Genomic DNA, 25,337 nt, shown 5'->3' on the forward strand with positions numbered 1-25,337 from the left:
GTGTGGACGGGACGGGCACGTGGGCCGGCAGGGGGCGGGTGGGTCGCGTGGTCCGGATGGCGTCCTCAACCAGGGCCAGCGGACGGCGCCAGGCGTCGGAACCGGGCTCCATGGTGTCCACCACGCCGATGAGCATGGCGAGCAACCGGAACATGTCCGTCATGGAAATGTCCGCCCGCAGGCTTCCCTGCCCCTGCCCGCGCACCAGCAGCACGCTGATGGATTCCATGAGTGAGCCGGTAATGCCGGTCAGGAGTTCGCGCCGCCCCGCGACGGCTCCCAGCAGGTTGGCGTCAGCGCTGGCCGCGTCCATGAGTGCTTCCAGGACCCGCAACAAGCCGGCGGCCCCGTCGATGTCCGCCAGGGCGCCGTCCACCACGGGATCCACGGTGAGGCGGAGCTGCCGGTTAAGGGCGGCCAGTACCAGCTCTTCCTTGTCCGCGAAATTGCGGAAGAGGGTGGCCGGGCCAACCCCTGCGGTAGCCGCGATGGTCTGCAGCGGTACCTCAGGCCCAAATTCGCGGAAGCATTGCCGGGCCGCCGTGATGATCTTGTCCACATTCCGCGCTGCGTCGGCACGGAGGGGCTTACGGGCGACTGCGAGGCTCATGCGAAAAGGTTAGCAACGGAGCTTTCAGCGAACACCGTTACTGCGCGGTAGGGGGTTATGTGACGCTCGCGGGCGCCATCCTGCCCTGTCACCGCTCGCAAGGCGTGGCACACTGGCCTCATGTTGCTTGCGTTTTCTGTCGCCCCGTCCGGCGCTCCCAGCGAAGGTTCCCGGCCCACTGACGCGTCAGTGCACGACGCCGTTGCCGCCGCCGTCAAAATCGTCCGGGAGTCGGGCTTGCCCAACACAACGGACTCGATGTTCACCACCATCGAAGGTGAATGGGACGAGGTCTTCGACGTCGTCAAGCGGGCAACGGAGGCAGTGGGGCGGTACGGCAGCCGCGTCTCCCTGGTGATCAAGGCTGATATCCGGCCGGGTTACACAGGGGAACTGACTGCAAAGGTGGACCGCCTGGAAGAAGCGCTCGCAGACGGTTCCTGACCCGCGGAGCCCCCGGGCCCGCCGTCGGCCTTTCGCCGGCACCAGGTTATTCTCCGGGCCCCTGCCGTCGCCGGCACCCAACTTCTCTGGATTCCAACGCCACCCCGTGCCAAACTGTGGCAATGTTTGAGCACCATCCCCGTCCGGAGTGGATTGCGGCGGAAGAGTTCCTGTCCGACGTCGTGGTCCATCCGGATCCTGCGCTGCAGCAGGCCATCAGTTCCGCCGCCGAGGCCGGGATGCCCGCCATCGAAGTGGCGCCCAACGCAGGCAAGCTCCTCAAGCTTCTGGTCCAGCTGTCCAGGGCCAGGCGCGTGCTCGAAATTGGCACGCTCGCCGGCTTCAGCACCATCTGGATGGGCCGGGGCCTCCCTTCTGACGGAACCCTGGTCACCTGCGAATTCCTGCCCAAGCACGCGGAGGTCGCGTGGGCCAACATCGATGCCGCCGGCCTGGGGGAAAAGGTGGAGATCCGGCTGGGTCCTGCGCTGGAGACCCTGGCGGCGCTGGAGGAGGAGGGCCGGGAGCCCTTCGATTTCATCTTCATTGACGCGGACAAGGAGAACAACAGCCGCTACCTGGACTGGGCCGTCCGGCTGGGAAGGCCGGGAGCCACGGTGGTCCTGGACAACGCCGTCTGGGAGGGGGCAATCCTGGACCCCGGAATGGACCCGGTCAACGCGCCGGGAATCATTGAGGCACTCAGGCTTCTGGGCGGGCACCCGCGGCTCGACGCCACCGTCATCCAGACCGTTGGATCCAAAGGCTGGGACGGTTTCGCGCTTGCACGCATCCGGTAGCACCCGCGCCGGGACCTTCCTGCCCAACAAACTGCTAAGTATGCTTAGAATCAGAATCCGGCTGGCGACCAGCCGGACCAACAGCAGCAGTGGAGGAAACTGATGAAAGCGTCACCCACCCTTGCCGGCAACCTTCAGACGGTGCTTACGGACCTCATTGAGCTGCACCTGCAGGGAAAGCAGGCGCACTGGAACCTCGTGGGCACAAACTTCCGCGACCTGCACCTGCAGCTCGACGAGATCATCGCAGCCGCCCGGCTCTTCGCGGACCAGGCCGCGGAGAGGATGCGCGCGCTGCATGCCCTGCCGGACGGCCGCAGCGGCACCGTCGCCGCCGGAACCCGGCTGGACGGGTTCCCCGAAGGCCTGACCTCCACCAAGCAGACCGTCAAACTCATCACCGCCCGGCTGGAGCGGACGGTCCAGACCATGCGGGATGTCCACGACGAGGTGGATGAGGAAGACCCCACCAGCGCCGACCTGCTCCACGCTGCCATCGAGCGGCTGGAACAGCTGGCCTGGATGGTCAACGCCGAAACCATGGCACCCACAGCCTCCGTCACCGAGCCGGTCGGCACCTAGGCGCCGCCGCCACGATGCAGGAACTCTCCAAAAAACACAGCGCACCATCCGCCGGGGACGCCATGCCCGGCACCAACGCAGCGGTCCGGCTCTCCGCCGGAAGGGAAGGTCCGGACTGCCTGGATCCTTTGTTCCAGGCAGTCTCCGCCGGTGCCGGCAACGTGCCTGTTTTGCTTGGCCTGGCGCAGGAAGCCGGAAAGGAGTGGCCGCGGCCCGGTGAAGGCAGCACGGGTCTTCTCTGGGAGCTGCTGGCCACAGTTGCCGCCATCGACGTTGCAGCTGCCCGGGTCTTCGAGCCGCACCTGGATGCCCTGGCAATCCTGGCCCAGGCAGGGCATGATCCTGCCCGTGCCGGCGGCGCGTGGGGTGTTTTTGCGGCGGAAGGTCCAGGCATGCGGCTCACCGCGGAGAGCAACGGTTCCGGGGTGCTTTTGAGCGGCGCCAAGCCGTGGTGTTCCCTCGCCCAGGTGCTTGACCACGCGGTTGTCACTGCCCACACGGACGACGGCGGCCGTGCGGCTTTCGCCGTGGACCTGCGCCACGCCGGCGTGACCTGCGAGGAACCGGAGTGGGTGGCCAGGGGGCTGCAGGAAATTCCCAGCGGGACCGTTTGGTTCGACCGGGTCCCCGCTGAGCCGTTGCAGGGAACCAACTGGTACTACAGCCGTCCTGGTTTTGCGTGGGGCGGCATGGGGGTGGCCGCGTGCTGGCTCGGGGGAGCCGTGGGCATCGCCCGCGACTACCGTGACTCGCTCCGTGCCGGACGCCTTTCCGGCCGGGAGCCGGACCAGGTTGCGCTGGCCTCGCTGGGCGAGCTGGACCGCACCCTGGCCTCCGCGCTGCAGTACCTGGCAGGTACAGCGGAAGGCATCGACCGGCGGGGACAGATGCCCGCCGACCAGGGGTCTTCCCATCAGCGGGACGCCGCGCGGGTTTCGCCTTGGAGCGATGCGCTGCGCGTGCGCGGAACCTGTGCCGCCGCCGTCGAACGCGTCCTGACTGTAGTGGGCAGCAACCGCGGGCCGGGACCGCTGGCCTTCGACCGAACGTATGCCAAGCGGATGGCTGACCTGGCGCTGTACGTCCGCCAGCACCACGGCATGCGTGACGACGCCCAACTGGGCTCCCTGACCCTGAAAGGTGACGCTTCGTGGTGACCTTCCTGCACACGGATGAGGGGACTGACGAGTCGGCCTGGTCCGCTCGGGGCCTTCCGGTCATTCCTGAGCTTCCACTCGGTCCGGAGGAGCTTGCTGCCATGCGGTTCCTGGTCCTTGCCGCCCACCCGGACGATGAGACGCTCGGAGCGGGCGGCCTGCTGGCGCGGCTGCACGCCCTCGGCGCAGAGGTGGAAGTGCTGTTATGCACGGCAGGGGAGGCCTCGCATCCCGGGTCGGCAACAGTCTCCCGGGAAGAACTGACTGCCAGGCGCCTGGCAGAGTTCGCCGCGGCCCTGGACCACCTGGGGCTGAACGGCCGCTGGCGGTACCTCGGCCTGCCGGACAGCGGCCTGGCGGAGCGCACTGCCGGCATCACCCGTTCGGTCAGCGAAGCCGCCGCAGCATTGGCCGGTTCTGCCGGCCGGCTCGCCATTGTTGCGCCGTACCGCGCCGACGGGCATGCCGACCACGATGCCCTCGGCGCTGCGGCCGCTGCTGTTGCCGCCGACAATGGATACGCACTCCTGGAATACCCCATCTGGTACTGGCACTGGGCCACCCCCGGGCACCCCGAATGGCAATCCTGGGTGAGGATGCCGTTGGAGCCCGGAGTGCAGTCCGTCAAGGAGCGGGCCATGCAGGAGCATGCCAGCCAGACCCGGCCGCTGTCTCCGCACCCCGGTGACGAGGTCCTCCTGAGCGGGTCCTTCCTGCGGCACTTCTCCCGCCCGTTTGAAACCTTCGCCTGGACTGCCCCGCAGGAGTTCATGCCCGGAAAACCAGGAAGCCCCGGTACCGTGCCGCGCACCAGCAAGGAAGCACAGGGCATCTTCGACGGCATCCACAGCCGGGAGCCGGACCCCTGGAAGTACACCACCAGCTGGTACGAGCGGCGGAAGCGCGCCCTGACGCTCGCAGCGCTGCCCTCTGAACACTATTCCGCGGCCCTGGAGATCGGTTGCTCCATCGGCACGCTGACGGAAGATCTTGCCCCGCGGTGCACCAGCCTGCTGGCCGTGGACGCCAGCGGTGCAGCGTTGGCGCACGCAGCGCAACGCCTGGCCCCATTTCCAGGCGTCACCGCCAGGCAGCTGACCCTGCCTGCCGAGTGGCCTGCCGGGAACTACGACCTGGTGGTGGTGTCCGAGGTGGGGTACTACCTCGCCGCCGGTGAACTCGATGCCCTTGCCGAAAAAATTAGGGACTCGATCCTCCCGGGCGGCACCCTGCTGCTGTGCCACTGGCGCCACCCCATTTCCGGCTGGGAGCTGGACGGTGAAGCAGTCCACACCCGGGTGCGCGACCGGTTGGCGTGGCCCACCGCCGGACTCTACCGGGAGCGGGACTTCCTGCTGGAGACCCTGATTGCGCCCCCGGCGGCGGTGCCTGCTTGACGCCCATTGACAGGGTGGCCGTGGTGATTCCGGTCCACAACGAGGAGGAACACCTGGGCCGAGCCCTGGCCGGCGTGGAGGCCGCCGCATCAACACTCCGGCAGGTCCAGCCGGGAACCGATGTCAGGGTTCTCGCGGTCCTTGACTCGTGCACGGACGGTTCTGCTGCCATAGCGTCCTCATACGCCGCCCGGAACAGTTGCTTCTCTGTCCTTCCGGTCGCCTTTCGAAGCGTGGGAAGGAGCAGGCGCGCGGGAATCTGGCGGGCCCTGGGTGCCGGGGCAGATGCAAGCCCTGGCGACGAGGCCGGGTTGTGGCTGGCGAACACCGACGCCGACTCGGTGGTTCCGGACAACTGGCTCGTGGGGCAGCTCGAGTTGGCTGCGGCGGGAGCCGATGCGGTGCTCGGGTCCGTGGAAGTGGACCCCGCCGGGATGGCACCTGAACTGCTCAGCCGCTGGCAGTCGATGCACTCCTTCGGGGAGGACCACCCGCACGTCTTCGGGGCAAACCTCGGCGTCCGCGGTTCGGCGTACCTTGTGGCGGGCGGGTTCCCGCGGCACCTCTCGCATGAGGACAGGGTGCTCGCAGGGCGGCTGCGGGAACACGGGTTTGATGTCAGGGCCACGGACACAATCCGCGTGCGGACATCCGGCCGCACACAGGCCCGCGCCCCGAAGGGCTTCGGGGCCTATCTGCGGACGCTCGGCATGGAGATCGCCTTGGCGCCGGAAGCATAAAGGCAGCCCCGGGGCGGCAGGATGTGCGGGAACGTGGTTTAGCGGGAACGTAATCAACGGGACGGGGCTGCTGCGGTTGCGCAGCAGCCCCTTTGAGAAGGACTAGTCCTTCCGGAAAGCGTCCTTGACCTTCTCGCCGGCCTGCTTTAAGTCAGCCTTGGCCTGGTCCATCTGGCCTTCGGCCCGGAGGCTTTCGTCGTCAGTCGCCTTGCCGGCCGCTTCCTTGGCCCTGCCGGCCATCTTCTCGGCGGCGTTGTCGATCTTGTCGTCCAAACCCATGGCATTTCTCCCTTCGGCTGGTGACCTGCGGCGATACGCAGGTCATGCTCCCATGCTAGCTAGCCAGGGGTTGCTTCAACAGATGGCTGGCTGCACCGGGGAGCCGCTGCCTGAGGCGAACGGCGGGAACGTGTCAGACCAGGTCGGGGGCGCTGGCGACGATGTAATCCGCGGCTGCAGGACCGGTCATGGAAAGGTTGTTGCTATCCGGGTTGATTCCGTGGGTTCCCAACGCCACCCACAGTGCTTCCGGCGGCTGAAGCTGGGCTTTGTGGAGGAGGCACCAGCTGGTGTAGAGGCCATATAGCTCATCGCGTCCGAGGCCCAGCCCCGGCTCCCTGTCCGCGACAACTGCTTCGGCAAGAAAATCTTCAAAATGTGTAGCAGGCATGTTCGCTCATTCGGGCTCGACCTTGATGCCGCCGTATCTGCTTCAGCGGCCCTGCCGGCCCCGGAGGGGCTCAACAGAGTAATCATGAAGGTATGGCAGGGCGGCTCGCTTTGTCCAGTTAGGCAGCCCAGTCTGGACAGGCTCGGCAGGCAGGCGGAAAAGCCCGGCTGGTGGAGGCATCACGGCATGTGGAGTGGACCGGTGGGGTTGGCTGGACCGCGTGGATCGAGGGGGCCGACGGCGACTGGGGGGACTGGCCTCGGTCTCAGAAGAGGCCATCTCACCGCCGGCCCCGCCTGCTCCCGGATCCCTTGTTAAAACCCGGGAAACCCAAACAGGACCTCCAAGACAATTTTCTCCCATCTTGAAGGTCCTGCCTAGTCCCCGCGGAATGCCCTACCGGGCGTCGTTTCCGCCCCGGTCTTGGTTTCCGCCCAGGGCGCGGTCGCGTACCTTGTCCCGGACCCGGTCCCGGTGCGGTTCCCGGGGCTCCCCGGAGCCGCGGCCCCCGTCCTGGTCCCGGCCCTCGTCCGAGGACTCGTCCCCGCCGTTCCCGGCGCTGTACTTCTCACGGATTTCCCGTCCGTGCCGGATGTCCTCTTCCTCCTGCTTCTGCAGCTTCTCGCTCTTCTTGGTGTCCCTTGGCGGCAACTGGATGGTTTCCTCTGCCTTGATGCCCGCCTGGAGCTGGCGGCCGCGCTCCATTTCGGCGTCGAATTCCGCACCGAAGAGCAGCGACATGTTGAGGATCCAGAGCCACAGCAGCATCACGATCACGCCGCCCAGGGCGCCGTAGGTCTTGTTGTAGTTGCCGAAGTTGCCGACGTAGAAACCGAACCCCAGCGACGCCAGCAGGAAGATGAAGAGGGCGATGCCGGACCCCAGGCTCATCCACTTGAATTTGGGCTGCTTGACGTTGGGCGTGGCGTAGTAGAGGACGGCGATGATCACGATGATCAGTCCCACCATGACAGGCCATTTGGCGATGTCCCAGACAGCGAGGAAGACGCCGCTGAGGCCGATCAGGCCGCCCACCGCTTCTGCTACCGGGCCGCTCAGGACCAGCATGCCGGCCAGGATGGCCACGATGACGACGGCGAGGAGGGTGACCACCAGCATGGTTCCGCGCAGCTTGACGAAGGGCCTGCCCTCATCCACCTCGTAGACCCGGTTCATGGCACGGCCGAACGCGCCGACATACCCTGAGGCGGACCACAGGGCGGTGGCCAGGCCAAGGACAAGGGTCAGCCCTGCGGCTGGTGCGCTGGCCAATTCTTCGACAGTTCCGCTGACGGTGTTGACCGTCTCGGCAGGGGCAAAACCACTCACGATCTGCAGCAGGGCACTGGTGGTTTTCTGGGGATCGCCGAAGAGCCCGATCACTGAGATGAGGGCCAGGATGGCCGGGAACAGTGACAGGACCGCGAAGTAGGTCAGGGCTGCGGCCTGGTCGGGGCACTGGTCTTTGCTGAATTCCCGAAGGGTCTTCTTGGCAATGTATTTCCAGTTCGGCTTGACGAGGTCTTTCGGACTCTCCGGCTTCCGGGAATCATCGGGTGCCGGGGCCTGGCCTGCTTTGGCGGTGCTGCTCTCGGATGCGTCATGAGTGGCCATGGGGTGTCCTCTCGATAAGGGGCGAAAAACGGACAGGCCAGCTCCGCGGTTGGCGGGGCCGGCCTGTCAGGTAGTGCTGGGTGCCTTGCGTGTGCCGCGGTGTACTGGATGCCGCTTAGGTGTTTTTGACGTTTGAGGTGGCGTCGGTGGCGCGGTCTTTGACGTCGGTGGCGGCGTGTTGGCCTTCTGCTTTGACGTTTTGGGCGGCGTCGGTGGCGGTGGCCTTGACGTTTTCCATGGCTTCCTGGGCGGGTTCCTTGAGGTCCTGGACCATGTCCTTGGCGGCGTCGGTGACCTGGGTGGCCAGGGGCTGGGCGGCGGTTTTGAGCTGGTCCGCGGCTTCGCGTTCTTTTTGGCTGGCCGGGATCAGGGAGGAGATCAGCATGCCGGCGCCGAAGGCGATCAGGCCTGCGGCCAGGGGGTTGCCCTGGGTTTTGGCCTTGACCTGGTCCGGTGCGTTGGAGATCGCTGTTCCTGCGTCGCCGAGTTTGGCCGCGGCGGTGTCCCTGGCTCCGTGCAGGGTGTCCCCGGTGGAGTGCAGTGCGTTGCCGGTGTGTCCGGCGCCGGTGTGGACGGTGTTGTGGACGGTGGTGCTGGCTGAGTCTGCTGCGCCCATGATTTTCTCCTTGACCCCGCTGACAGTGTCTTTGAGCTTGTCGGTCTGGCGGTGGACGATGTTGGACGGGGTGACTTTGTCTGCCACGGCGTCGACGTTGGTGCCCAGGCGTGCGCGGGTGGCTTCTATGTCTGAACGGATTGCGTCCGGGTTATCGCTCATCGGGTTACCTCACCTGGTTTTAGGGTTGGGGGTATTTCGGACAGGGTTTCCCCGGTCTGGGGCAGGCCTTTGACCTGTTTGAGTTCCTTGCGGCCGATCGAGGCCAGGACCGCGGCGATGATGCCCCAGACCACGGCGACGATCAGGGCGGCCCAGCCCAGCGGCATCAGGGCGCCCAGGGCGAACATCAGGCCCAGGGACAGGAACACCAGGACGAAGTGTCCTGCCACGCCTGCCCCGGCGAGCATGCCCGAGCCCTTGCCGGCCTTCGTGGCCGACTGCTTCAGCTCGGCCTTGGCCAGCTCGACTTCCTGGCGCATCAGCGTGGACAGGTCACGGGTCACGTCCCCGAGCAGCTCACCCAGCGAGGCGTTGTCCGCCTTCTGGTGCGCCGCACTCGGAGCGGGTTCCGGAATGGAGCTACTCATCACAGCCCGCCAGACTGGCCATCCCTGGAACGGTCCCGGGTGAGGGGATCGCCTGCCATGGGATCGTCGGCAAGGTCGCGGTCGCCCAGCGGATCATTGGCAATCCGGTTTCCGGACCACGGTTCTTCGACCAGCTGCGGACTATCCAGGGGGCTGGCGGGACGCGTGGGGTCGGAGTAGCTGCTGCCTGGTGCGCCGCCGTCGTATCCTGCCGTTGTGGTGGCCGGGCCGGGGAGCTGGACCGGAGGGGGCGGTACGGTGCCGCCCGCCGGCACGTAGGACTCGGTGTACCGGTCGCCGTAGGGCGTGCCGGAGTAGAGCCCTGCCGTGCCAGTGGCGCCGCTGGTGGATGAAGACTCCGGTGCCCCGGCTGTCAGCCCGCGGGTGAGGCGGCCGGCCAGGACGCCCGCTCCGGCTGCAAGCAGGAGGAAAGTTCCGGGGTTGTTGCGGGCAAACCGCTGGACCTCGCCGAGAATGTCCCCCGGCTGCTTGTTCTCCAGCCAGGACGCCATGGAAGAGGTGCGCTCCGCAGCCTGCCGGACCAGGTCGCTGGCCATTCCCTGCTGGTCTGGAGCGGTGGCCATGCTGTGCAGTTGGCTGGAGATGTTGCGCATGCCTTCGGCGGCCTTCTGCTGCTGGGTGCCGGCCTGGCTTGTCAGCCCGGACTTCGCCTGGTGCAACAGGTCCTGCGCGCTGTGCTTCGCCTCGGACGCCACGTGCGCGGCTTCTTCCTTGGCGGTCTGGGCAACGTTCTGGGCTGAGCCCTTCGCCGTGCGGGCGACATCAGCCGCTTCCTCCTTGGCCGCATCCTTGCGGGAGGTCCCCGTGCTGTCGTCGGCCTGGCCTGCACCGTACTGGGGAGTTGCGGCTGACGGGAAAGTGGCGGCGGACCGCTCACCCGGAATTCCTGTGGAGGCCGGGGGAGCCGTGGTTGCGGGATCCTCGGGCCATTGGTTCTCTGTCATCTTCGCTCTCTCTTTCCAAGAAGGCCGGTTGTTGATCAAGAACCAGCAGTACTGGCCGTAAAATAATAAGCATGATTACTAATAAAAGGTAAGTACCCTTGCTAAAGCAGTTCAAAACAGTTCCAGTGCAAAACGAGTTCAAAACAGCTCCAGCAGAGTCAGCCGGAAGGGCGCAGTCCGTCCGGTCACGTCAAGTGGAAAGTGGTGGGTAAGTTGGAAACAGCTCCATGGGTTTGGGTGGTAGTTGCCGTTGTTGTGGTGGTGCTGATTGTGCTGCTGTTGCTGGCAAGCGGACGGCGCCGGAAGGCGATCCAGCAGAAGCGGGACGACGAACACCGGGAGAAGGCGGCGGAAATCCGCCGCGAGGCCGAGGCGAAAGAACTGGACGCCCGGGAGCGTGAAGCGAAAGCCGCGCGGGCCAGGGCGGATGCAGAACAGGCTGCGGTGGACGCAGCCAGGTTGCGCCAGCAGGCCGATCAGGAGGCAACGGAAGCCAAGGCGCTCCGCGACGATGTGAATGAACGCGCGCGGAAGGCGGACGAGCTCGACCCTGACGTTCACAGCGACCGCCGAGGCGATGTGAATCCGGACCGCCGGGACCGCAGCAACCGCGAGCGCGTCAGCCACGAGGGCGTGCGGGATGGCGCCGCTGACGCAGGCCGCGGCACTGATGGCCGGGGTGTCCCCGGGGCCCAGCCGAGCCATGATGACCGCGGCGTTGCCGGCCATGATGGCGTCCGGCGCGGGGAGGCTGCCCGTGAAGGCGTTGCCCATGACGGCGTCCGGGACGACGGGGTGCAGGATGACCGCCCCGACCGGGGTTCCACCCATGACCGCAGCAGCAGCCGTGACCGGGAGGAACCGGGTTCGGGAATCTAGTCCGCGGGCAGTGCCGGTTTCCTTGGCTTAAGCACGGGGGAGGGAGTTACTCCTTCCCCCGTTCCCATGCCCCGGAGTACTGCCCGGACGGCATCCGTGGCAGGTATCGTCGGCTCCCAGCCGAGGATGCGGCGGGCCCTGTCGGTGTCCATGATGGGAGCGCCGGCAGCCATCTCCACCCATCCGGAGTCGGTGGGTTGGAGCCTCAGCCGCCAGGTCAGTCCGACGACCCTATGAAGCAGTCCCATGGGGATGGGGAGGATCCTGCGGGCGCCCAGGATGCGGGCAAGTTCCTGGGGCGTCAGTACCGGCTCTGCCGCAATGTTGAAGGCTCCGGAAGCGCGCTGGTCGATCACGCGCCAGTATGCATCCGCCACGTCATCAGCGTGCACGGCCTGGAAAACCAGGTCGTCCGGGGCGGGCAGGAGCGGAATCCTCAGTTTCCCCGGCAAGAGACGTGGTAGGAGCCGGCCGAGGAAATACCTGCCGATTTCACTTCCGGCATCGGACTGGAAAATCAGCCCTGGCCGGAGCCTTGCCACCGAGATGCCCGGTTCTGCTGCCATGACCGCGTCCAGGGCTGCTTCCTGCTCCGCCTTGTGCCGGCTGTAGTGCGAGCCCGCCATGCCGTTGACCGGCCAGGATTCGTCGCGTCGCTGATCTTTGGGCGCCTTGCTGTAGGCACCGACGGAAGAAGCGCACACCACCTGTTTCACCCCGGCCCTGGACGCTGCCGCGAGCACGTTCCTGGTGCCCGCCACATTGGTGCGGTACAGCTCTTCCAAATCCCGGTTGGGCTGGATCTGCCAGGCCAGGTGGACAACGGAATCCACACCTTCCAGGGCGGCATCAAGCTGGGCGCGGTCACTATCCAGGCCGATATCCAGGGTGTGCCATTCAACGCCGGAGTAGGGTTCCCGGCCGGTGTCCGGGCGGCGCCTGCTGATGCCCGTCAGTTTCAGGCTTCCCGGCTTTTCAGACAGCTGGGCCTGCAGCTTGCGGAGGAGTGCTGTTCCGGCATTTCCGCTGGCACCCGTGATGGCGATGTGCATGGCAAGGACTCCTTGGCGTGGCCTCTCGGTACGGCTGACACACAGAGCCTATATCCGGGAACCATTGTTTTATAAGCAACCTTATGATTTCCTACTTCTGAGTCTTGCCGCAGGCTTTCGGACCCCTACCAGAGGGAACCAACGACAATGCCCGAGTACTTTCCCGCACTTGCCGTGGATACGATGCCCGTCCACCAGCACCAGCCAAAACCCCTGCAAACAAGCCCTTCCGGCCCCAGATCGGGACGGTTGCGCCAGACCTTCGAAAACGATCTGGTCCTGGGCTACCTGGACCTGGCTGAGGCCTTGGCTGGCCGGTTTGAGGCGCGCGGACGAGAACGCGCGGACCTGAACCAGGTGGCCTACCTTGGGCTCGTGAAGGCTGCCCGCGGTTTTGACCAGTCCAAGGGCGACAGCTTTCCCGCCTATGCAGCCCCCACCATCACGGGTGAGCTGAAGCGGTACCTGCGTGACCGCACGTGGGTGGTCCGCCCGCCACGGCACATCCAGGACCTGCGCACCCGGATGTTCCGGGCTGAGCCGGAGCTCACCCAGTCGCTGGGAAGGAATCCCAGCGTGGCCGAACTGGCAGGGGCGCTGGACGAAGATCCCGCCGCCGTGCAGGAAGCCATCTCGGCCTCGAGCAGCATGCACCCGGACTCGCTGGACGCCGTTAACCCGCACTCCGACGCACCGTCCATCGGTGAGGTGCTGGCCTGCCCCGAGACGCCGCTGGAGCGCCTCGAGGAGCTCGCCTGCCTGCGTGATGCCATCCAGGACCTGGATCCCGCGGACAGGGAACTCCTGTACCGCCGCTACTTCTGCGAGGAGACCCAGGTGCAGCTGGGCAGGCGGCTGGGCATGTCCCAGATGCAGGTATCGCGCCGGCTTGCCCGGGTACTGGTGGCTCTCCAGCGCAGGCTGGAGGGCAGCGCGCTCCCGGTACAGGGGGACGCAGCGCACGGAAACACTTCGCACGGAAGGACTTCCCGGACGCGGACGGGCTAGCCGCCCGGCTCCCCTGGCCAAACGAATCGGAAGGGGCCCGGTATCCGCAGCGCCCGGATCCGCAGCACGGGAACCCGGAGCGTGAATTTCGGAGCCCCTCTCCGGCACCCAGCACCCCGCGGCCCAAGCCGCAGGAACACCCCGAATGACGCGCAACAGGCAGGCAATAACAGCCTTATCTTGCCTGTTCAGCGCCCGGGGACGAATAACAAACGACAGTTGAGAAAACCGTCCGGCCCTGTTTAGGGGTATCGGCAGAGGGGAACAGGGAGGACATGGTAAGCACCGAAACATCCAGGCTCAGGGCTGTCCTGTTCGACCGGGACGGAACCCTGGTGGTCGATGTGCCGTACAACGGGAATCCGGACCTTGTCCGGCCAATGCCCGGCGCCAAAGCGGTGCTTGACGCCCTGCGATCCGAAGGCATAGCCACCGGGGTGGTCAGCAACCAGTCCGGCATCGCCCGGGGCATGATCACTGCCGACGACGTCGCCCGGGTGAATGCCAGGGTGGAGGAACTGCTTGGCCCCTTTGACGTTTGGGAAGTGTGTCCGCACGCCGAACAGGACGGGTGCCTGTGCCGCAAACCGGCCCCGGGCATGGTCCACAGCGCCTGCCGGAAGCTCGGCATACCGGAGTCCGGCGCGGCACTGATCGGCGACATCGGCGCCGATGTCAGGGCCGCGGAGGCGGCCGGTGCCACGGGCGTCCTGGTCCCTACCCCCGTGACCCTCTCCGCGGAAGTGGCCGAAGCGCCGCTGGTGGCGCAGGACCTGGCCGGCGCCGTGCGCCTGCTGCAGGAGGGGCGGTGACGGGCCGCGTCCTGGTGGCGCGTTTGGACAGCATGGGCGATGTCCTCCTGTCCGGTCCTGCCGTCAGGGCCGTGGCCAATGGGCGGATCCCGGACGGCAGCAGGCCCAACCACGTGGTGATGCTCTGCGGCAGGCAGGGAGAAGCTGCCGCAGCCATGCTGCCGGGGGCCGCAGAGGTGTACAGCTGGGACAGCCCCTGGATCATGAACCCGGCACCGGCGATGACCGGCCCGCACGCGGACAGGCTTATCGACTATGTCCGGAACTCCAGGATCACCGAAGCCGTCATCCTCACGTCCTTCCACCAGTCACCCCTCCCGCTGGCGCTGCTGCTGCGGCTGGCGGGCGTCGAGCGCATTACCGGGGCGTCCACCGATTACGCCGGGTCCCTCCTTGACGTCCGGCTGAAACCGGGGGAGGACTTTCCGGAGGACCAGCCTGAGGCCGAACGCGCCCTGGGCATCGCGGAAGCGGCAGGGTTCAGGCTCCCGGCTGGCGACGACGGCAAGCTCCGCCTCGCCTCCGTTCCCGATGTCGCGGACCTGGTAGGGCACGATCCGTACATTGTGGTCCATCCCGGCGCGGCCGTCCCCGCCAGGGCCTGGCCGCCGCTGCACCACGCGGCCGCCGTCGAACTCCTCCAGGGTGCAGGGCACCGCGTGGTGGTCACCGGAGGCCCAGGCGAAACGTCCCTGACCGCCACAGTGGCAGGTCCCTCGGCGCTGGACCTTGGCGGCAGGACTGACCTCACCTCGCTGGCCGGCGTCATGGCGGGAGCCGGGGCAGTCATCACCGGCAACACCGGTCCCGCACACCTCGCGGCCGCCGTCGGCACTCCCGTTGCCTGCCTGTTCTCCCCGGTGGTGCCGGCCATCCGCTGGGCACCCTACGGGGTTCCGCTGGAACTCCTGGGGGACCAGAACGCTGCCTGCCGGCTGACCCGCGCCCGCATTTGCCCGGTTCCGGGACACCCCTGCCTCGACTCCGTCTCGCCCGAGGAAGTCGTGGCGGCAGTCGAACGGCTGATGGGCGGAGTGAGCTCTTTCAGTACCCACGTCAGTACCCGTAGAAAGGCCCGCAACAGATGAGAATCCTGCTCTGGCATGTCCACGGTTCCTGGACGGACGCCTTTGTGCGCGGCCGTCACGAGTACCTGCTCCCTGTCCTGCCCGGCGGCGGGCCGTGGGGGCTTGGCCGTGCCGGCCGGGACTGGCCCGCATCAGTGCGTGAAGTGGAACTGGCGTCGCTGGACGCTGACGCCGTGGACGCCGTCGTCCTGCAACGCCCGGAGGAGGTCGACGAAGTTGCGCGGGTCCTGGGCCGCCGGCCCGGCGCGGACCTGCCGGCCGTGTACGTGGAGCACAACACCCCCAAGGGCAACTTCCCCTTCACAAGGCATCCGCTCGCGGACCAGGCCGGGATCCCGCTGGTCCATGTAACGCACTTCAACCGGCTCGCCTGGGACAACGGAGCTGCGGTTTCAACGGTGATCGAGCACGGAATACCAGACCCCGGGCAGCTCTACACGGGCGAACTGGCGGAGCTCGGCGTGGTGGTCAATGAACCCGTCCGGCGCGGCCGCGTGACGGGGACGGACCTGCTGCCGGCCTTCGCCTCGGTGGCACCCCTGCAGGTCTTCGGTATGAAAACGGACGGCCTCGCCGCTGCCACCGGCGTTGACGCGCTCCGGCTGACCTCCCGCGGCGACCTGAAGACGCAGGAATTGCACCGCGAGCTGGCACGCTGCCGGGTCTACGTCCACCCGATGCGCTGGACCTCGCTGGGTTTGTCCCTCCTGGAGGCCATGCACCTGGGAATGCCGGTGGTTGCCCTGGCAACCACCGAAGCACCTCGGGCGGTGCCGCCGGAAGCGGGCGCCGTGTCCGCCGACATCGACGAGCTGCTCCGCTGTGCGCGGCGGCTGGTGGCCAACCCGGAGGAAGCACGACGGCGGGGAGCTGCCGCGCGTGAGGCGGCACTGGAGCGCTATGGGCTGGGCAGGTTCCAGGAACGCTGGGACGAGCTCCTGGGGGACCTGGCGGCTGAACCAAGGCAGCGCGGCAACAACGGCCTGGACGAGCGGATCCTTGTTCCGGCGCGGGAGAGGAAGACCCCATGAGAATCTCGATGATTTCAGAACATGCCAGCCCCTTGGCGGCCCTGGGCGGAGTGGACGCCGGCGGGCAGAACGTGCACGTCGCCGCACTGTCCGAAGCGCTGGCCAGGCGCGGCCACCACGTCACCGTCTACACCCGCAGGGACGCAACGGAGCTCCCCGCCCGGGTCCGGGTGGGGCCCCGCCTGGAAGTGGTCCACGTGGATGCCGGACCGGCACGCCACGTTCCGAAGGACGGGCTGCTGCCCTTCATGGGTGAACTCGCCGACGGTGTGGCCAGGGACTGGAGCCTGCGGCCCCCGGACGTGGTGCACGGCCACTTCTGGATGTCTGGCCTGGCTGCCCTGGATGCCGCCAGGCGCCCCGCCTCCGGATACCGGATCCCCGTCATCCAGACCTTCCACGCGCTGGGAACGGTCAAGCGCCGGCATCAAGGCGCAGAGGACACCAGTCCGCAGGAACGCCGCTGGCTCGAACCCGGCGTGGGCCGGTCCGCGGACCGGATCATCGCCACCTGCTCGGACGAGGTGTTCGAGCTCAAGGCCATGGGCATCGACACCGGCAAGATCTCCATCGCCCCCTGCGGCGTGGACCTGGACTTCTTTTCCGCCGACGGTCCCACGGCTGCACGGACAGCAGGCCACCGGATCCTCTCCGTGGGCCGCCTGGTGCCGCGCAAGGGCGTTGACCTGGTGATCCGGTCGCTTCCCTACCTGCGCGAGTCGGGGTTCGACGACGTCGAGCTCCTGATCGTGGGCGGCGGCGGGGATTCGGGGGTGCTTGACGCGGATCCGGAGGTGCGCCGGCTGCTGGGCCTTGCCGCTGAACTCGGTGTGGCGGACCAGGTGCGGCTGCAGGGCCAGGTGGCCCGCGGTGAGATGCCCGGGATCTTCCGCAGCGCAGACGCCGTGGTGTGCGCCCCTTGGTACGAGCCCTTCGGCATCGTTCCGCTGGAGGCCATGGCCTGCGGCGTCCCCGTGGTGGCTGCCGCCGTCGGCGGTCTCCGTGACACCGTGGTGGACCATGGAACCGGGCTGCACGTGCCGCCCCGCGATCCGGAAGCCATCGCTTCTGCCCTGGCCATGCTGCTCCGCAACCGGTCCCTGCGGGCCGAGCTGGGCAACGCGGGAAAGGTCCGCGCCCGCACCCGGTACTCCTGGGACCGGGTGGCCGCCGAAACCGAAAAGGCCTACCAGTTGGCGGTGGCGGGAGCTCCTGCCGGTGTTGCCCCGATGGAAGGAGCGGCACTGTGACTCCGGACTGGTCCCTGCGTGACGCCGGCCTGAGGACCCTGCCCGCCCCTCCGGCGCTGCCGGCCGTCCTGCCCGGCTCCGGCTTTGTGGACCCGGCCACCGCGGACATCGTGCAGGCCCACCTGGACAACGTCCTGCCGGCGCTGGATTCGCTGCGCCGCCAGTCCGGCCGGCTTGCGGCGTGGGGAATGGACCTGGCGCACCGCCTGCTGCGCGGGCAGCGCCTCCTGGCCGCAGGCAACGGCGGTTCCGCCGCGGAGGCCCAGCACCTCACTGCCGAGCTGGTGGGCAGGTTCGACGGCGAGCGCGTACCGTTCTCCGCGATTTCCCTGCATGCCGAGTCCTCGGCCGTCACGGCGATCGCCAACGACTATGGGTACGACGACGTCTTTGCGCGCCAGGTGCGTGCCCACGGCCGGTCCGGCGACGTGCTGATACTGCTGTCCACCAGCGGCAAGAGTCCCAACCTGCTGCGGGCCGCGGAGGTCGCGTCCCGGCTCAACATCACCACCTGGGCGCTCACCGGGGCCGGCCCCAACCCCCTATCCGACGCGTGTGACGAGGCAGTGATGATTGACGCCCTTAACGCCAATGCGCAGGAAGGACACCTGATCGCCCTGCATGCCATGTGCCGTGCCTTCGACCTGGAAGTGGGGCGGCGAAGCACTCCCGACGCCGGGCTCCAGGGACGGGGCCGGTCATGAGGATCGTGGTGGTGGGTGACGTGATGCTGGACGTGGACCTGTCAGGGGAGGCCACCCGGCTCAGCCCCGACGCGCCCGTTCCGGTGGTGGACGTCTCCCGGGTGAAGCGGCGGGCCGGCGGCGCCGGCCTGGTGGCACGGATGCTCGCGGAGGACGGCTGGCCCGTCACCCTGGTGACTGTCATGGGCGACGACGACGCCGGGCGCCAGCTTGAAGCGCACCTCGCCGGGGTGCGGCTTGTGTCCGGCCCCAGCGGCCACCCCTCGCCGGTCAAGACCCGGGTCAGGGCGGGATCGCACCCGGTGGTGCGCTTTGACGAGGGCTGCGGCAAGGCTCCCGTTCCGGATGCCAGCCCCGCCATGCTCCGCGCGGTTGAGCAGGCAGGCGTGATCATCGTGGCCGACTACGGCAGGGGACTGGCGGCGAATCCGCAGCTCAGGGACCTCCTGGCCGGGCTTGCGGGAAGGGTGCCTATCATCTGGGACCCGCATCCTTCCGGGCCGGACCCCGTTCCGGGGGTGGCCGTGGTGACGCCAAACGCCGCCGAGGCGGGCAAGGCTGCGCAGGCTTATGCCGGCTTCCAGGACGCAGGTCCACAGGACCCAGCAGTACAGGACGCAGGTTCACAGGACCCAGCAGTACAGGACCCCGCAGTCCGGGCCGGCCGGATCCTGCTGGAGCAGTGGCAGAGCCGCGCCGTCCTGGTGACCAAGGGCGAACAGGGAGCGGTTTTGCTGCGGAAGGGCAGCGGCTCTCCTCAAGCGGTCCCGGCACCGCGGGTGGAAGCAGGTGATCCCTGCGGGGCCGGAGACCGGCTTGCAGCCAGCCTGGCGGTCCACCTCCTGGCCGGCCGCGACCTCGGTGAGGCTGCGGGCCTGGCAGTCCGTGACGCGGCGGATTTCCTCGCCAGCGGGGGAGTGTCCGCCCTGCCGGACCACGCGTCCTCCACGTCGGCTGCCCGGGATGCGCGGAGCCAGGCAGCGCCCCGCACCCAGGGAGGCAGCAGGCGCCGCACCCGCGAACCGCTGCTGCTGGCCCGCACGGTGCGGGAGGCCGGCGGGACCGTGGTGGCCACCGGCGGCTGCTTCGACCTGCTGCACGCCGGCCACGTCCGGTCCCTTGCAGCAGCCCGCGAACTGGGCGACTGCCTGATCGTCTGCCTCAACTCGGACGAATCCGTCCGCCGGCTCAAGGGGCCGGACCGCCCCATCATCGGCCAGCAGGACAGGGCCGAACTGCTGCTGGCCATGGAATGCGTGGACGCGGTGATGATCTTCGACGACGACACACCAGTGGCCGCCCTGGATCGCCTTCGCCCGGATATCTGGGTCAAAGGCGGGGACTACAAAGGCGCCCGCCTTCCGGAGGCCGAACTCGTGGAGCAGTGGGGCGGCCGCTGCCTGACCGTGCCGTACCACCCTGCCCGTTCCACCACGGGCCTCGCCGACGCCCTCGCCAAGGTGGGCTGACCGCCCCGCCGCCCAAGGTTTTTCGTTTTGCCCATCGAAAGGAACACCATGACTGCAGAAGTAAATGCGCCCGCAACCACTACCCCCGGCCGCGTGCTCGTTACCGGAGGTGCCTCCGGACTGGGGGCCGCCGTCGTCGACGCCGTCCTCAAGGCAGGCGGCACCCCGGTGGTGCTGGACCGGGATATCAGCAGCGTGTCTGCGGTGAAGGCGTTCGAAGTGGACGTCTCGGACCGCGCGGCCGTGGAAGCGGCAGTGAAGGAAGCCGCGGAGTCCCTGGGCGGACTGGAGGCCGTGGTCACCGCCGCCGGCATCGACCGCTGCGGCAAACTGGCCGACGTCGAAGCGGCCGAGTGGGAAAAAGTCATCGGAGTGAACCTCATGGGCACGGTCTCGGTGGTCCGGGCTGCCCTGCCCTACCTCAAGGCTAGCCACGGCCGGGTGGTGACGGTCGCCTCCACCCTGGGGAAGCGGGCAGTCGCTGACGCCACCGCCTACTGCGCCTCCAAGTTCGGCGTGGTGGGATTCAGCCACGCGCTGGCAGCAGAAACGGGCGGGGAGATCGGCGTGACCACCATGATCCCCGGGGGCATGAAGACCCGCTTCTTCGATGACCGCACGGAGCAGTACAAGCCGCAGGACGATTCGCGCCTCAATGACCCCGCCAACACGGCGCAGGCAATCCTCTTCGCCCTGTCACAGCCCAGGGGATGCGAGGTCCGCGAAATGCTGATCTGCCATGAGGAAGAGGGTTCCTGGCCCTAAGCCAACAGACCACCAGACCGGAAACCGACGGGAGGAACACCATGCCTACCACTGCAGTCGAAACAATCACAGGCGCCGAATCAGCAGAACGAGCCGGGATCACCATCCGCAACCCGCGCACCGGCGACGTCCTGTGGACCGTGCCGGAGGCCGGACCTGAGGCCGTAGCCCGCGCCGTGGACGTTGCCCGGAGCGCAGCTTCGGACTGGGCCGCCACCGCTCCGTCGGACCGGGGCGCCGCGCTCCGGGGCGCCGCCCGGGCGCTCGATGCCGCCGCCCGGGAACTGGCCGGGCTCAACGCCAGCGAAACTGGACGGCCGGTGGAGGAGTCGCTGGCGGGGATTGCGGCCGGTGTGTCCACGCTGGAACAGTATGCCGAGCTTGGCCCTGTCCACCGCGGCCTTAGCCTGCGCGGAAGCCAGCTCGCGTCGGACTACACCGTGGCGGAGCCCCGGGGAGTGGCAGCCCTCCTGACCCCATGGAACGATCCCGTCGCCGTGGCCTGCGGACTGATCGGTGCCGCGCTGGTCACCGGCAACACGGTGGTCCATAAGCCCAGCGAACGCTGCCCGCGCCTCGGCGAGGCGCTGGGGGAGGTCCTTGCCCCGGCGTTCCCGCCCGGGGTGTTCCAGACAGTCACCGGCGGAGCGGGCGTCGGCGCGCTGTTGGCACAGTCGGACGTGGACGTCATCGCCCACGTCGGATCCAGTGCTGCCGGTGCCCATCTTGCCCGGGCCGGGGCACAGTCCGGTGCACACGTCATCCGGGAAAACGGCGGGAACGATCCACTGCTGGTGGACCGCGACGTCGATCCCGTATGGGCGGCTGAACAGGCCGCCATGGGCGCCTTCAGCAACAGCGGCCAGATCTGTGTGGCGGTTGAACGGATCTATGTCCATGAAGCCATCGCGGCGGAGTTTTGCGCTGCGCTGGAGGCGGAAGCAGCGCTCCGGAACGGCAACGGCACGGTGGCCCCGCTGGTGGACGGACGGATGCGGGATGCGGTCCACGCCCACGTGGCCGACGCGCTGCAGCAGGGGGCGCACGCCGTGGAAGGCGGGACGCTCCCGGACGGGCCGGGCTCCTTCTACCCGGCAACGGTGCTGACCGGATGCACGGAGCGGATGGAGGTCATGACGGAGGAGACGTTCGGCCCCGTTGCCCCGGTCCAGGTGGTGACCTCGTTCGACGACGGCCTGCGGCTGGCGTGCAGCGGCAAGTACGGCCTGGCCGCCACGGTGCTGTCCGCCAACATCGGCCACATCCAGCAGGCGGTGGCCGCCCTCCCTGTAGGCACCGTGAAAATCAACGAGGTCTTCGGCGGGGCCCCGGGCGGGGCCGCCCAGCCGCGGGGCATCAGCGGCGCCGGCTTCGGGTACGGCCCCGAACTCCTGGACGAGTTCAGCCGGGTCAAAGTGGTGCACATTGCGGCGCCCCCGGCGGCTGCCCTGGCAGGGGACCAGCCGTGACCACGGCGCCGGAAACGGCGGATCTTTCGCAGCAGCGCGCCCTCGCGGAGTGGCTGCCTGGACGGATCGCTGCGGAACGGCCGGCCGTCCTGGTGCTTGGCGACGTCATGCTGGACGGCTGGTGGAGCGGCAGCATCGAGCGGCTGTGCCGGGAAGCCCCCGCGCCGGTGGTGGACGTGCAGAACCGCGAGTCGGTACCCGGCGGAGCGGCCAATACCGCCATGAACCTGGCCGCCCTGGGAGCCCGCGTCTCGGTGGCGGGCATCATCGGCACCGACGACGCCGGCGTGGACCTCCGCAACCAGCTGGTGGCAGCCGGGATCGATGTCACGCACCTGCTTGACCACCCGGACATGGTCACCACCACCAAGATCCGGATCAGCAGCGGCGGCCAGGTGATGCTCCGCATCGATGACTCAGCCGGCTCCGTGCCCGCCGAAGCGCTGGCCGAACTTGCGGCGTCGGTGCGGGCCGCCGTCGAACACCGGCAGGCGGTGATGGTCTGTGACTACGGCACCGGCGTCCTGGCGGATCCCGTCCGGCGGGCCCTGGCGGACGCCCTCGCCGGCAGGGACCGCGGGGAGCCTGGCGCGCGGCCCCTGCTGGTGGTTGACTCCCACGACCCCCGCCCGTGGGCGCCGCTCCACCCGGACCTGGTAACCCCCAACGCGCAGGAAACGGCGCGGATGCTGGACCTCCGGCTCCCGGACGGACAGGAAAGGGTGGCGGAAGTGGGCAGGCACGCCGGGACACTGCTGGAGGCCACGGGTGCGGCTGCCGTGGTGGTCACCCTGGACCGTGACGGAACCGTGCTGCTGAGGCCCGACGGCGTGACGCACCGGACGTGGGCACGCCCGGCTGCCGAGAAACAGGCATCGGGAGCCGGTGACACCTTCGTGGCCGCGCTCACACTGGCGAGGTCGGCCGGACTGCCCCTCACGGCCAGCCTGGACCTGGCGCAGTCGGCAGCCGACGTCGTGGTCCACCAGCCGGGCACGTCGGTCTGCAGCACGGCGCAGCTCAGCCGCTACCTGAAGGCGTTCGCGGACACCGCGCTGGACGCCGGCGAGCTTGAACGGCAGCTGGAGCTGCACCGCGCCCAGGACCAGCGGATCGTGCTGACCAACGGCTGCTTCGACGTCCTGCACAGCGGCCACACCCGCTACCTCAACCAGGCCAAGCAGCTGGGGGACATCCTGGTAGTGGCGCTCAACAGCGACGACTCCGTGCGGCGGCTCAAGGGTGACGGCCGTCCCATCAACGCGGTGGCGGACCGGGCGGCCGTGGTGGCGGCGCTGAGCTGCGTGGACTACGTGACGGTCTTCGACACCCCCACCGCAGCTCCGTTGATCCGGCAGCTGCGTCCCGAGGTTTACGCCAAGGGCGGGGACTACACCCCGGAGATGCTGGCCGAGACCCCTGCCGTGGAGGAGTACGGCGGCCGCGTTGCCATCCTGGACTACGTGGCCGACCGTTCCACGACGGCTGTGGTGAACAAGATCCGGGACGGCGAAGGGGCCGTGCAGACCAACTAGGGTTAAGAGCTGGACAGGTTGGGCTGGATGAAGCGGGGCACGGGCAATGGCGAAACGCGGGAAGCCGGGGGGCCGAGGCAGCCGAGCCACGGCAGGCGTGGTGGAGGTTCCCAAAGGAACCCGGCCGGACGGCCCGGTTGAGGGCGTCTACTACATCGATACCGGAGACTGCGAGCTGATCGCGGACCAGGACAATTCCACTGGCTGGCTCCTGAAGATCAATGGCGTCATGAGCTCCCACATCGACCTCGCCGACCCCCTGTTCCTGGACTTTGAGTACATGCGGTGGATGGCGGCGCTCATCGAGTCCCGCTGGCCGCCGTCGGAAGCGTCCTACGGGCCGAAGCTCCGCGGCCTGCACCTGGGCGGCGGAGCCTGCTCGTTGGCGCGGTACTTCCATGCCGCGTACCCGGATGCGCGGCAGGTGGTGGTGGAGCTGGACGGCAAGCTGGCCGAATACGTGCGGGGCTGGTTCGATCTTCCCAAGGCGCCCCTGCTGCGGCTCCGCGTGGGGGAGGCCCGCGCGGTTACCGAGACCCTGACGGCGGAGACCCGCGACTTCATCATCAGGGACGTGTTCGCCGGAGCCTTGACCCCGCGGCCCCTGACCACTGCGGAATTCACCCGGCACGCCAAGCGCGTGCTTGCACCCGGGGGGATCTACGTGGTGAATTCCGGTGACGCGCCGGACCTGAAGAACGCCCGGGAGGATGCCGCCACCATCGCGGCCTCCTTCAAGCACACCGTGATCATCGCGGACCCCGCCATGCTGAAGGGCCGGCGCTACGGAAACATGGTGATGGCGGGCAGCGACGCCCCGTTCGGCGACGATCCGAAGCTCCACCGGCGGCTCCTGGGCGGCGCGGTCCCTGCACACCTGTGGGACGACGCCCAGGTCCGGGCTTTCGCGGCAGGGTCACCGGTGCGGCACGACCCGCCTGCAACCCCATCGATTGCTCCGTAACTGTCGTTCTCACCCCCGAAAACGACAGTTACGGAGCAGCCGAAGAGGTTTGTCCACGGCCCAGCAGCCATTCCCGGTGCTCGGCCATCTGTTCCCGCAGCGCCTGGACCACCGCTGCCACCGCCGGGCGCCGCAGCGAATCCGGCCGGAGCACCATCCAGTAGGGCAGCAGTTCGGCGATGTCGGCCGGCAGCAGGCGGACCAGGTCAGGGTGGAGGTCGCCCATGAAACAGGGCAGGAAGCCGATCCCTGCTCCTGCGCGTGTTGCTTCCACGTGGACAAAGACGTTGGTTGAGGTAAGGCCGTCACGCATGGCGGGCACCAGCCGGCGCGGCGCGTCCAGGTCATCCACCTGCAGCATCGAATCCACGAAATAGACCAGCGGGTGGTCATTGAGCTCGGCCACCGTGGCCGGCGTGCCGTGCTCGGCCAGGTAGGCGCGCGAGGCGTACATTCCCAGCATGTATTCGCCCAGCCGCATGGCCTCGGCCCGGTGCACCTGCGGTTCGCCCACCACCACTTCGATGTCCAGGCCCGAGCGCTGCTGCAGTGCCCGCCGGGTCATGGTCACCACTTCAACGCTCAGCCCGGGGTGGTCACGCCGCAGCCGCGCCACCGCCGGGGCGGCGATGTAGGCACTGAAGCCATCCGTTGCCGTCATGCGTACGACGCCGGTAATTGGGTCGGGTGCCCGTCCGGCGGGCCCCAGGGCGCCCACCACCGCTTCGACCTGTTCAGCAGCCTGGACGGCTTGCGCTCCGAGGTCGGTCAGCTCCCACCCTCCGGGGGCACGGGCCAGGACCCTTCCGCCGAGTGCCTTCTCCAGGGAGGCGATCCGGCGTGAGACGGTGGTGTGGTTCAGGCCCAGTGCCTGCGCGGCGGCCGTAAATTTGGCGGTGCGGGACACCGCCAGGAGCACCAGCAGGTCATCCGGATTGACGTTCATATCTGCAATTCTGCACACAGTGCGTGCTGCTTTGGCTATTGAAGGCGCATGTCCGTGCAGTAAGACTCAGTGGAGCCATTAGTGCTGGAGATCACAGCACGTGTCGCCGTGGACACGGAGGAGAAACCCCATGAGCGCTGAAGAGCGCCCTGCAGGCAGTCCTGCCGGACCTGCCCCGGT

General features: G+C 68.1%; 27 protein-coding genes. 18 read left to right on the top strand and 9 right to left on the bottom strand.

Features of this window, described 5'->3' with window-relative positions; genetic code table 11:
• Positions 1–610: TetR/AcrR family transcriptional regulator (locus tag NFU08_RS15640; protein ID WP_251424562.1), on the bottom strand; the 610-nt coding region annotated here is incomplete at its 3' end.
• 120 nt (positions 611–730) lie between these two features.
• On the opposite strand from NFU08_RS15640, the gene NFU08_RS15645 reads away from it, so the two are divergent.
• The 6 genes from NFU08_RS15645 (at position 731) to NFU08_RS15670 (ending at position 5,730) form a co-directional block, all read left to right on the top strand.
• Positions 731–1,054 (top strand): thiamine-binding protein, encoded by a 324-nt coding sequence (locus NFU08_RS15645; RefSeq protein WP_174182222.1) that lies wholly within the window; start codon positions 731–733, stop codon positions 1,052–1,054.
• A 122-nt stretch (positions 1,055–1,176) separates the two neighbouring features.
• Positions 1,177–1,854, top strand: a complete 678-nt coding sequence (locus NFU08_RS15650; RefSeq protein ID WP_174182221.1) for an O-methyltransferase — start codon at positions 1,177–1,179, stop codon at positions 1,852–1,854.
• A gap of 102 nt (positions 1,855–1,956) precedes the next feature.
• Positions 1,957–2,436: a Dps family protein gene (locus NFU08_RS15655; protein ID WP_251424563.1), complete on the top strand. Its 480-nt coding sequence runs from the start codon at positions 1,957–1,959 to the stop codon at positions 2,434–2,436.
• Between the two features lie 62 nt (positions 2,437–2,498).
• Positions 2,499–3,593: an acyl-CoA dehydrogenase family protein gene (locus tag NFU08_RS15660; RefSeq protein WP_174182217.1), complete on the top strand. Its 1,095-nt coding sequence runs from the start codon at positions 2,499–2,501 to the stop codon at positions 3,591–3,593.
• Positions 3,587–4,990 carry a bifunctional PIG-L family deacetylase/class I SAM-dependent methyltransferase gene (locus NFU08_RS15665; protein WP_251424565.1) on the top strand — a complete coding sequence of 468 codons (1,404 nt, stop codon included), beginning with the start codon at positions 3,587–3,589 and terminating at the stop codon, positions 4,988–4,990. The genes NFU08_RS15660 and NFU08_RS15665 overlap by 7 nt, the downstream gene beginning before the upstream one ends.
• Positions 4,987–5,730, top strand: coding sequence for a glycosyltransferase family 2 protein (locus NFU08_RS15670; protein ID WP_251424567.1), 744 nt, complete (start codon positions 4,987–4,989; stop codon positions 5,728–5,730). Before NFU08_RS15665 ends, NFU08_RS15670 begins: the two co-directional genes overlap by 4 nt.
• A 102-nt stretch (positions 5,731–5,832) precedes the next feature.
• Here NFU08_RS15670 and NFU08_RS15675 read toward each other — a convergent pair whose 3' ends face one another.
• The 6 genes from NFU08_RS15675 to NFU08_RS15700 all read right to left on the bottom strand — a co-directional run bounded on the left by NFU08_RS15675 (position 5,833) and on the right by NFU08_RS15700 (position 10,185).
• Complete coding sequence (locus NFU08_RS15675; RefSeq protein ID WP_174182211.1) at positions 5,833–6,009, bottom strand: CsbD family protein; 177 nt, start codon at positions 6,007–6,009, stop codon at positions 5,833–5,835.
• Between the two features lie 133 nt (positions 6,010–6,142).
• Entirely contained in the window at positions 6,143–6,400 is a 258-nt protein-coding gene (locus NFU08_RS15680; RefSeq protein ID WP_174182209.1) for a hypothetical protein, read from the bottom strand.
• Between the two features lie 396 nt (positions 6,401–6,796).
• A complete protein-coding gene (locus NFU08_RS15685) occupies positions 6,797–8,014 on the bottom strand; it encodes a YihY/virulence factor BrkB family protein (RefSeq protein WP_174182207.1) in 1,218 nt (405 codons plus the stop codon).
• A gap of 115 nt (positions 8,015–8,129) precedes the next feature.
• Positions 8,130–8,792 carry a DUF3618 domain-containing protein gene (locus NFU08_RS15690; RefSeq protein WP_251424569.1) on the bottom strand — a complete coding sequence of 221 codons (663 nt, stop codon included), beginning with the start codon at positions 8,790–8,792 and terminating at the stop codon, positions 8,130–8,132.
• Positions 8,789–9,220, bottom strand: a complete 432-nt coding sequence (locus NFU08_RS15695; protein WP_251424571.1) for a phage holin family protein — start codon at positions 9,218–9,220, stop codon at positions 8,789–8,791. Before NFU08_RS15695 ends, NFU08_RS15690 begins: the two co-directional genes overlap by 4 nt.
• Positions 9,220–10,185, bottom strand: coding sequence for a hypothetical protein (locus tag NFU08_RS15700; RefSeq protein ID WP_251424572.1), 966 nt, complete (start codon positions 10,183–10,185; stop codon positions 9,220–9,222). Before NFU08_RS15700 ends, NFU08_RS15695 begins: the two co-directional genes overlap by 1 nt.
• Before the next feature lie 213 nt (positions 10,186–10,398).
• Here NFU08_RS15700 and NFU08_RS15705 point away from each other — a divergent pair, with 213 nt between their 5' ends.
• On the top strand, positions 10,399–11,064 hold the full coding sequence (locus tag NFU08_RS15705; protein WP_174179343.1) for a hypothetical protein: 666 nt from the start codon (positions 10,399–10,401) through the stop codon (positions 11,062–11,064).
• Here the strand turns inward: NFU08_RS15705 and NFU08_RS15710 are convergent.
• Complete coding sequence (locus tag NFU08_RS15710) at positions 11,061–12,116, bottom strand: NAD-dependent epimerase/dehydratase family protein (protein WP_251424574.1); 1,056 nt, start codon at positions 12,114–12,116, stop codon at positions 11,061–11,063. The two genes, NFU08_RS15705 and NFU08_RS15710, sit on opposite strands and share 4 nt — an antisense overlap.
• 147 nt (positions 12,117–12,263) lie before the next feature.
• Between NFU08_RS15710 and NFU08_RS15715 the strand changes: the two genes are divergently transcribed.
• The 11 genes from NFU08_RS15715 to NFU08_RS15765 all read left to right on the top strand — a co-directional run bounded on the left by NFU08_RS15715 (position 12,264) and on the right by NFU08_RS15765 (position 24,211).
• On the top strand, positions 12,264–13,124 hold the full coding sequence (locus NFU08_RS15715) for a sigma-70 family RNA polymerase sigma factor (protein ID WP_174179347.1): 861 nt from the start codon (positions 12,264–12,266) through the stop codon (positions 13,122–13,124).
• A 275-nt stretch (positions 13,125–13,399) separates the two neighbouring features.
• Positions 13,400–13,936 carry an HAD-IIIA family hydrolase gene (locus tag NFU08_RS15720; RefSeq protein WP_251424576.1) on the top strand — a complete coding sequence of 179 codons (537 nt, stop codon included), beginning with the start codon at positions 13,400–13,402 and terminating at the stop codon, positions 13,934–13,936.
• Between the two features lie 32 nt (positions 13,937–13,968).
• Positions 13,969–15,024 (top strand): glycosyltransferase family 9 protein, encoded by a 1,056-nt coding sequence (locus NFU08_RS15725; RefSeq protein WP_174179474.1) that lies wholly within the window; start codon positions 13,969–13,971, stop codon positions 15,022–15,024.
• Complete coding sequence (locus NFU08_RS15730) at positions 15,021–16,055, top strand: glycosyltransferase (protein ID WP_251424578.1); 1,035 nt, start codon at positions 15,021–15,023, stop codon at positions 16,053–16,055. The genes NFU08_RS15725 and NFU08_RS15730 overlap by 4 nt, the downstream gene beginning before the upstream one ends.
• Positions 16,052–17,305 carry a glycosyltransferase gene (locus tag NFU08_RS15735; protein WP_174179353.1) on the top strand — a complete coding sequence of 418 codons (1,254 nt, stop codon included), beginning with the start codon at positions 16,052–16,054 and terminating at the stop codon, positions 17,303–17,305. Before NFU08_RS15730 ends, NFU08_RS15735 begins: the two co-directional genes overlap by 4 nt.
• Positions 17,302–18,009, top strand: coding sequence for an SIS domain-containing protein (locus tag NFU08_RS15740; protein WP_251424580.1), 708 nt, complete (start codon positions 17,302–17,304; stop codon positions 18,007–18,009). Before NFU08_RS15735 ends, NFU08_RS15740 begins: the two co-directional genes overlap by 4 nt.
• Positions 18,006–19,478 carry a PfkB family carbohydrate kinase gene (locus NFU08_RS15745; protein ID WP_251424581.1) on the top strand — a complete coding sequence of 491 codons (1,473 nt, stop codon included), beginning with the start codon at positions 18,006–18,008 and terminating at the stop codon, positions 19,476–19,478. The genes NFU08_RS15740 and NFU08_RS15745 overlap by 4 nt, the downstream gene beginning before the upstream one ends.
• Before the next feature lie 48 nt (positions 19,479–19,526).
• Positions 19,527–20,243 carry an SDR family oxidoreductase gene (locus tag NFU08_RS15750; protein WP_251424583.1) on the top strand — a complete coding sequence of 239 codons (717 nt, stop codon included), beginning with the start codon at positions 19,527–19,529 and terminating at the stop codon, positions 20,241–20,243.
• A 41-nt stretch (positions 20,244–20,284) separates the two neighbouring features.
• Positions 20,285–21,712 carry an aldehyde dehydrogenase gene (locus tag NFU08_RS15755; RefSeq protein ID WP_251424585.1) on the top strand — a complete coding sequence of 476 codons (1,428 nt, stop codon included), beginning with the start codon at positions 20,285–20,287 and terminating at the stop codon, positions 21,710–21,712.
• Positions 21,709–23,247: a D-glycero-beta-D-manno-heptose 1-phosphate adenylyltransferase gene (gene rfaE2, locus NFU08_RS15760; RefSeq protein WP_251424587.1), complete on the top strand. Its 1,539-nt coding sequence runs from the start codon at positions 21,709–21,711 to the stop codon at positions 23,245–23,247. The genes NFU08_RS15755 and rfaE2 overlap by 4 nt, the downstream gene beginning before the upstream one ends.
• A gap of 46 nt (positions 23,248–23,293) precedes the next feature.
• Entirely contained in the window at positions 23,294–24,211 is a 918-nt protein-coding gene (locus NFU08_RS15765) for a spermidine synthase (RefSeq protein WP_251424589.1), read from the top strand.
• Between the two features lie 28 nt (positions 24,212–24,239).
• Here the strand turns inward: NFU08_RS15765 and NFU08_RS15770 are convergent, their stop codons facing one another.
• Positions 24,240–25,157, bottom strand: coding sequence for a LysR family transcriptional regulator (locus NFU08_RS15770; RefSeq protein ID WP_174179367.1), 918 nt, complete (start codon positions 25,155–25,157; stop codon positions 24,240–24,242).
• Between the last annotated feature and the right edge of the window lie 180 nt (positions 25,158–25,337).

Origin of the sequence: Pseudarthrobacter sp. NCCP-2145, from assembly GCF_023708005.1 — a bacterium.
Classification (GTDB): Bacteria; Actinomycetota; Actinomycetes; order Actinomycetales; family Micrococcaceae; genus Arthrobacter; species Arthrobacter oxydans.

Coding starts and splice junctions, on each gene's coding strand:
- NFU08_RS15770 (WP_174179367.1), bottom strand. CDS start 25,157: ATGAACGTCAATCCGGATGACCTGCTGGTGCTCCTGGCGGTGTCCCGC.
- NFU08_RS15750 (WP_251424583.1), top strand. CDS start 19,527: ATGACTGCAGAAGTAAATGCGCCCGCAACCACTACCCCCGGCCGCGTG.
- NFU08_RS15715 (WP_174179347.1), top strand. CDS start 12,264: ATGCCCGAGTACTTTCCCGCACTTGCCGTGGATACGATGCCCGTCCAC.
- NFU08_RS15695 (WP_251424571.1), bottom strand. CDS start 9,220: ATGAGTAGCTCCATTCCGGAACCCGCTCCGAGTGCGGCGCACCAGAAG.
- NFU08_RS15745 (WP_251424581.1), top strand. CDS start 18,006: ATGAGGATCGTGGTGGTGGGTGACGTGATGCTGGACGTGGACCTGTCA.
- NFU08_RS15720 (WP_251424576.1), top strand. CDS start 13,400: ATGGTAAGCACCGAAACATCCAGGCTCAGGGCTGTCCTGTTCGACCGG.
- NFU08_RS15735 (WP_174179353.1), top strand. CDS start 16,052: ATGAGAATCTCGATGATTTCAGAACATGCCAGCCCCTTGGCGGCCCTG.
- NFU08_RS15650 (WP_174182221.1), top strand. CDS start 1,177: ATGTTTGAGCACCATCCCCGTCCGGAGTGGATTGCGGCGGAAGAGTTC.
- NFU08_RS15700 (WP_251424572.1), bottom strand. CDS start 10,185: ATGACAGAGAACCAATGGCCCGAGGATCCCGCAACCACGGCTCCCCCG.
- NFU08_RS15725 (WP_174179474.1), top strand. CDS start 13,969: ATGGGCGATGTCCTCCTGTCCGGTCCTGCCGTCAGGGCCGTGGCCAAT.
- NFU08_RS15690 (WP_251424569.1), bottom strand. CDS start 8,792: ATGAGCGATAACCCGGACGCAATCCGTTCAGACATAGAAGCCACCCGC.
- NFU08_RS15765 (WP_251424589.1), top strand. CDS start 23,294: ATGGCGAAACGCGGGAAGCCGGGGGGCCGAGGCAGCCGAGCCACGGCA.
- NFU08_RS15755 (WP_251424585.1), top strand. CDS start 20,285: ATGCCTACCACTGCAGTCGAAACAATCACAGGCGCCGAATCAGCAGAA.
- NFU08_RS15710 (WP_251424574.1), bottom strand. CDS start 12,116: ATGCACATCGCCATCACGGGTGCCAGCGGAAATGCCGGAACAGCACTC.
- NFU08_RS15680 (WP_174182209.1), bottom strand. CDS start 6,400: ATGCCTGCTACACATTTTGAAGATTTTCTTGCCGAAGCAGTTGTCGCG.
- NFU08_RS15675 (WP_174182211.1), bottom strand. CDS start 6,009: ATGGGTTTGGACGACAAGATCGACAACGCCGCCGAGAAGATGGCCGGC.
- NFU08_RS15655 (WP_251424563.1), top strand. CDS start 1,957: ATGAAAGCGTCACCCACCCTTGCCGGCAACCTTCAGACGGTGCTTACG.
- NFU08_RS15730 (WP_251424578.1), top strand. CDS start 15,021: ATGAGAATCCTGCTCTGGCATGTCCACGGTTCCTGGACGGACGCCTTT.
- NFU08_RS15660 (WP_174182217.1), top strand. CDS start 2,499: ATGCCCGGCACCAACGCAGCGGTCCGGCTCTCCGCCGGAAGGGAAGGT.
- NFU08_RS15685 (WP_174182207.1), bottom strand. CDS start 8,014: ATGGCCACTCATGACGCATCCGAGAGCAGCACCGCCAAAGCAGGCCAG.
- NFU08_RS15645 (WP_174182222.1), top strand. CDS start 731: ATGTTGCTTGCGTTTTCTGTCGCCCCGTCCGGCGCTCCCAGCGAAGGT.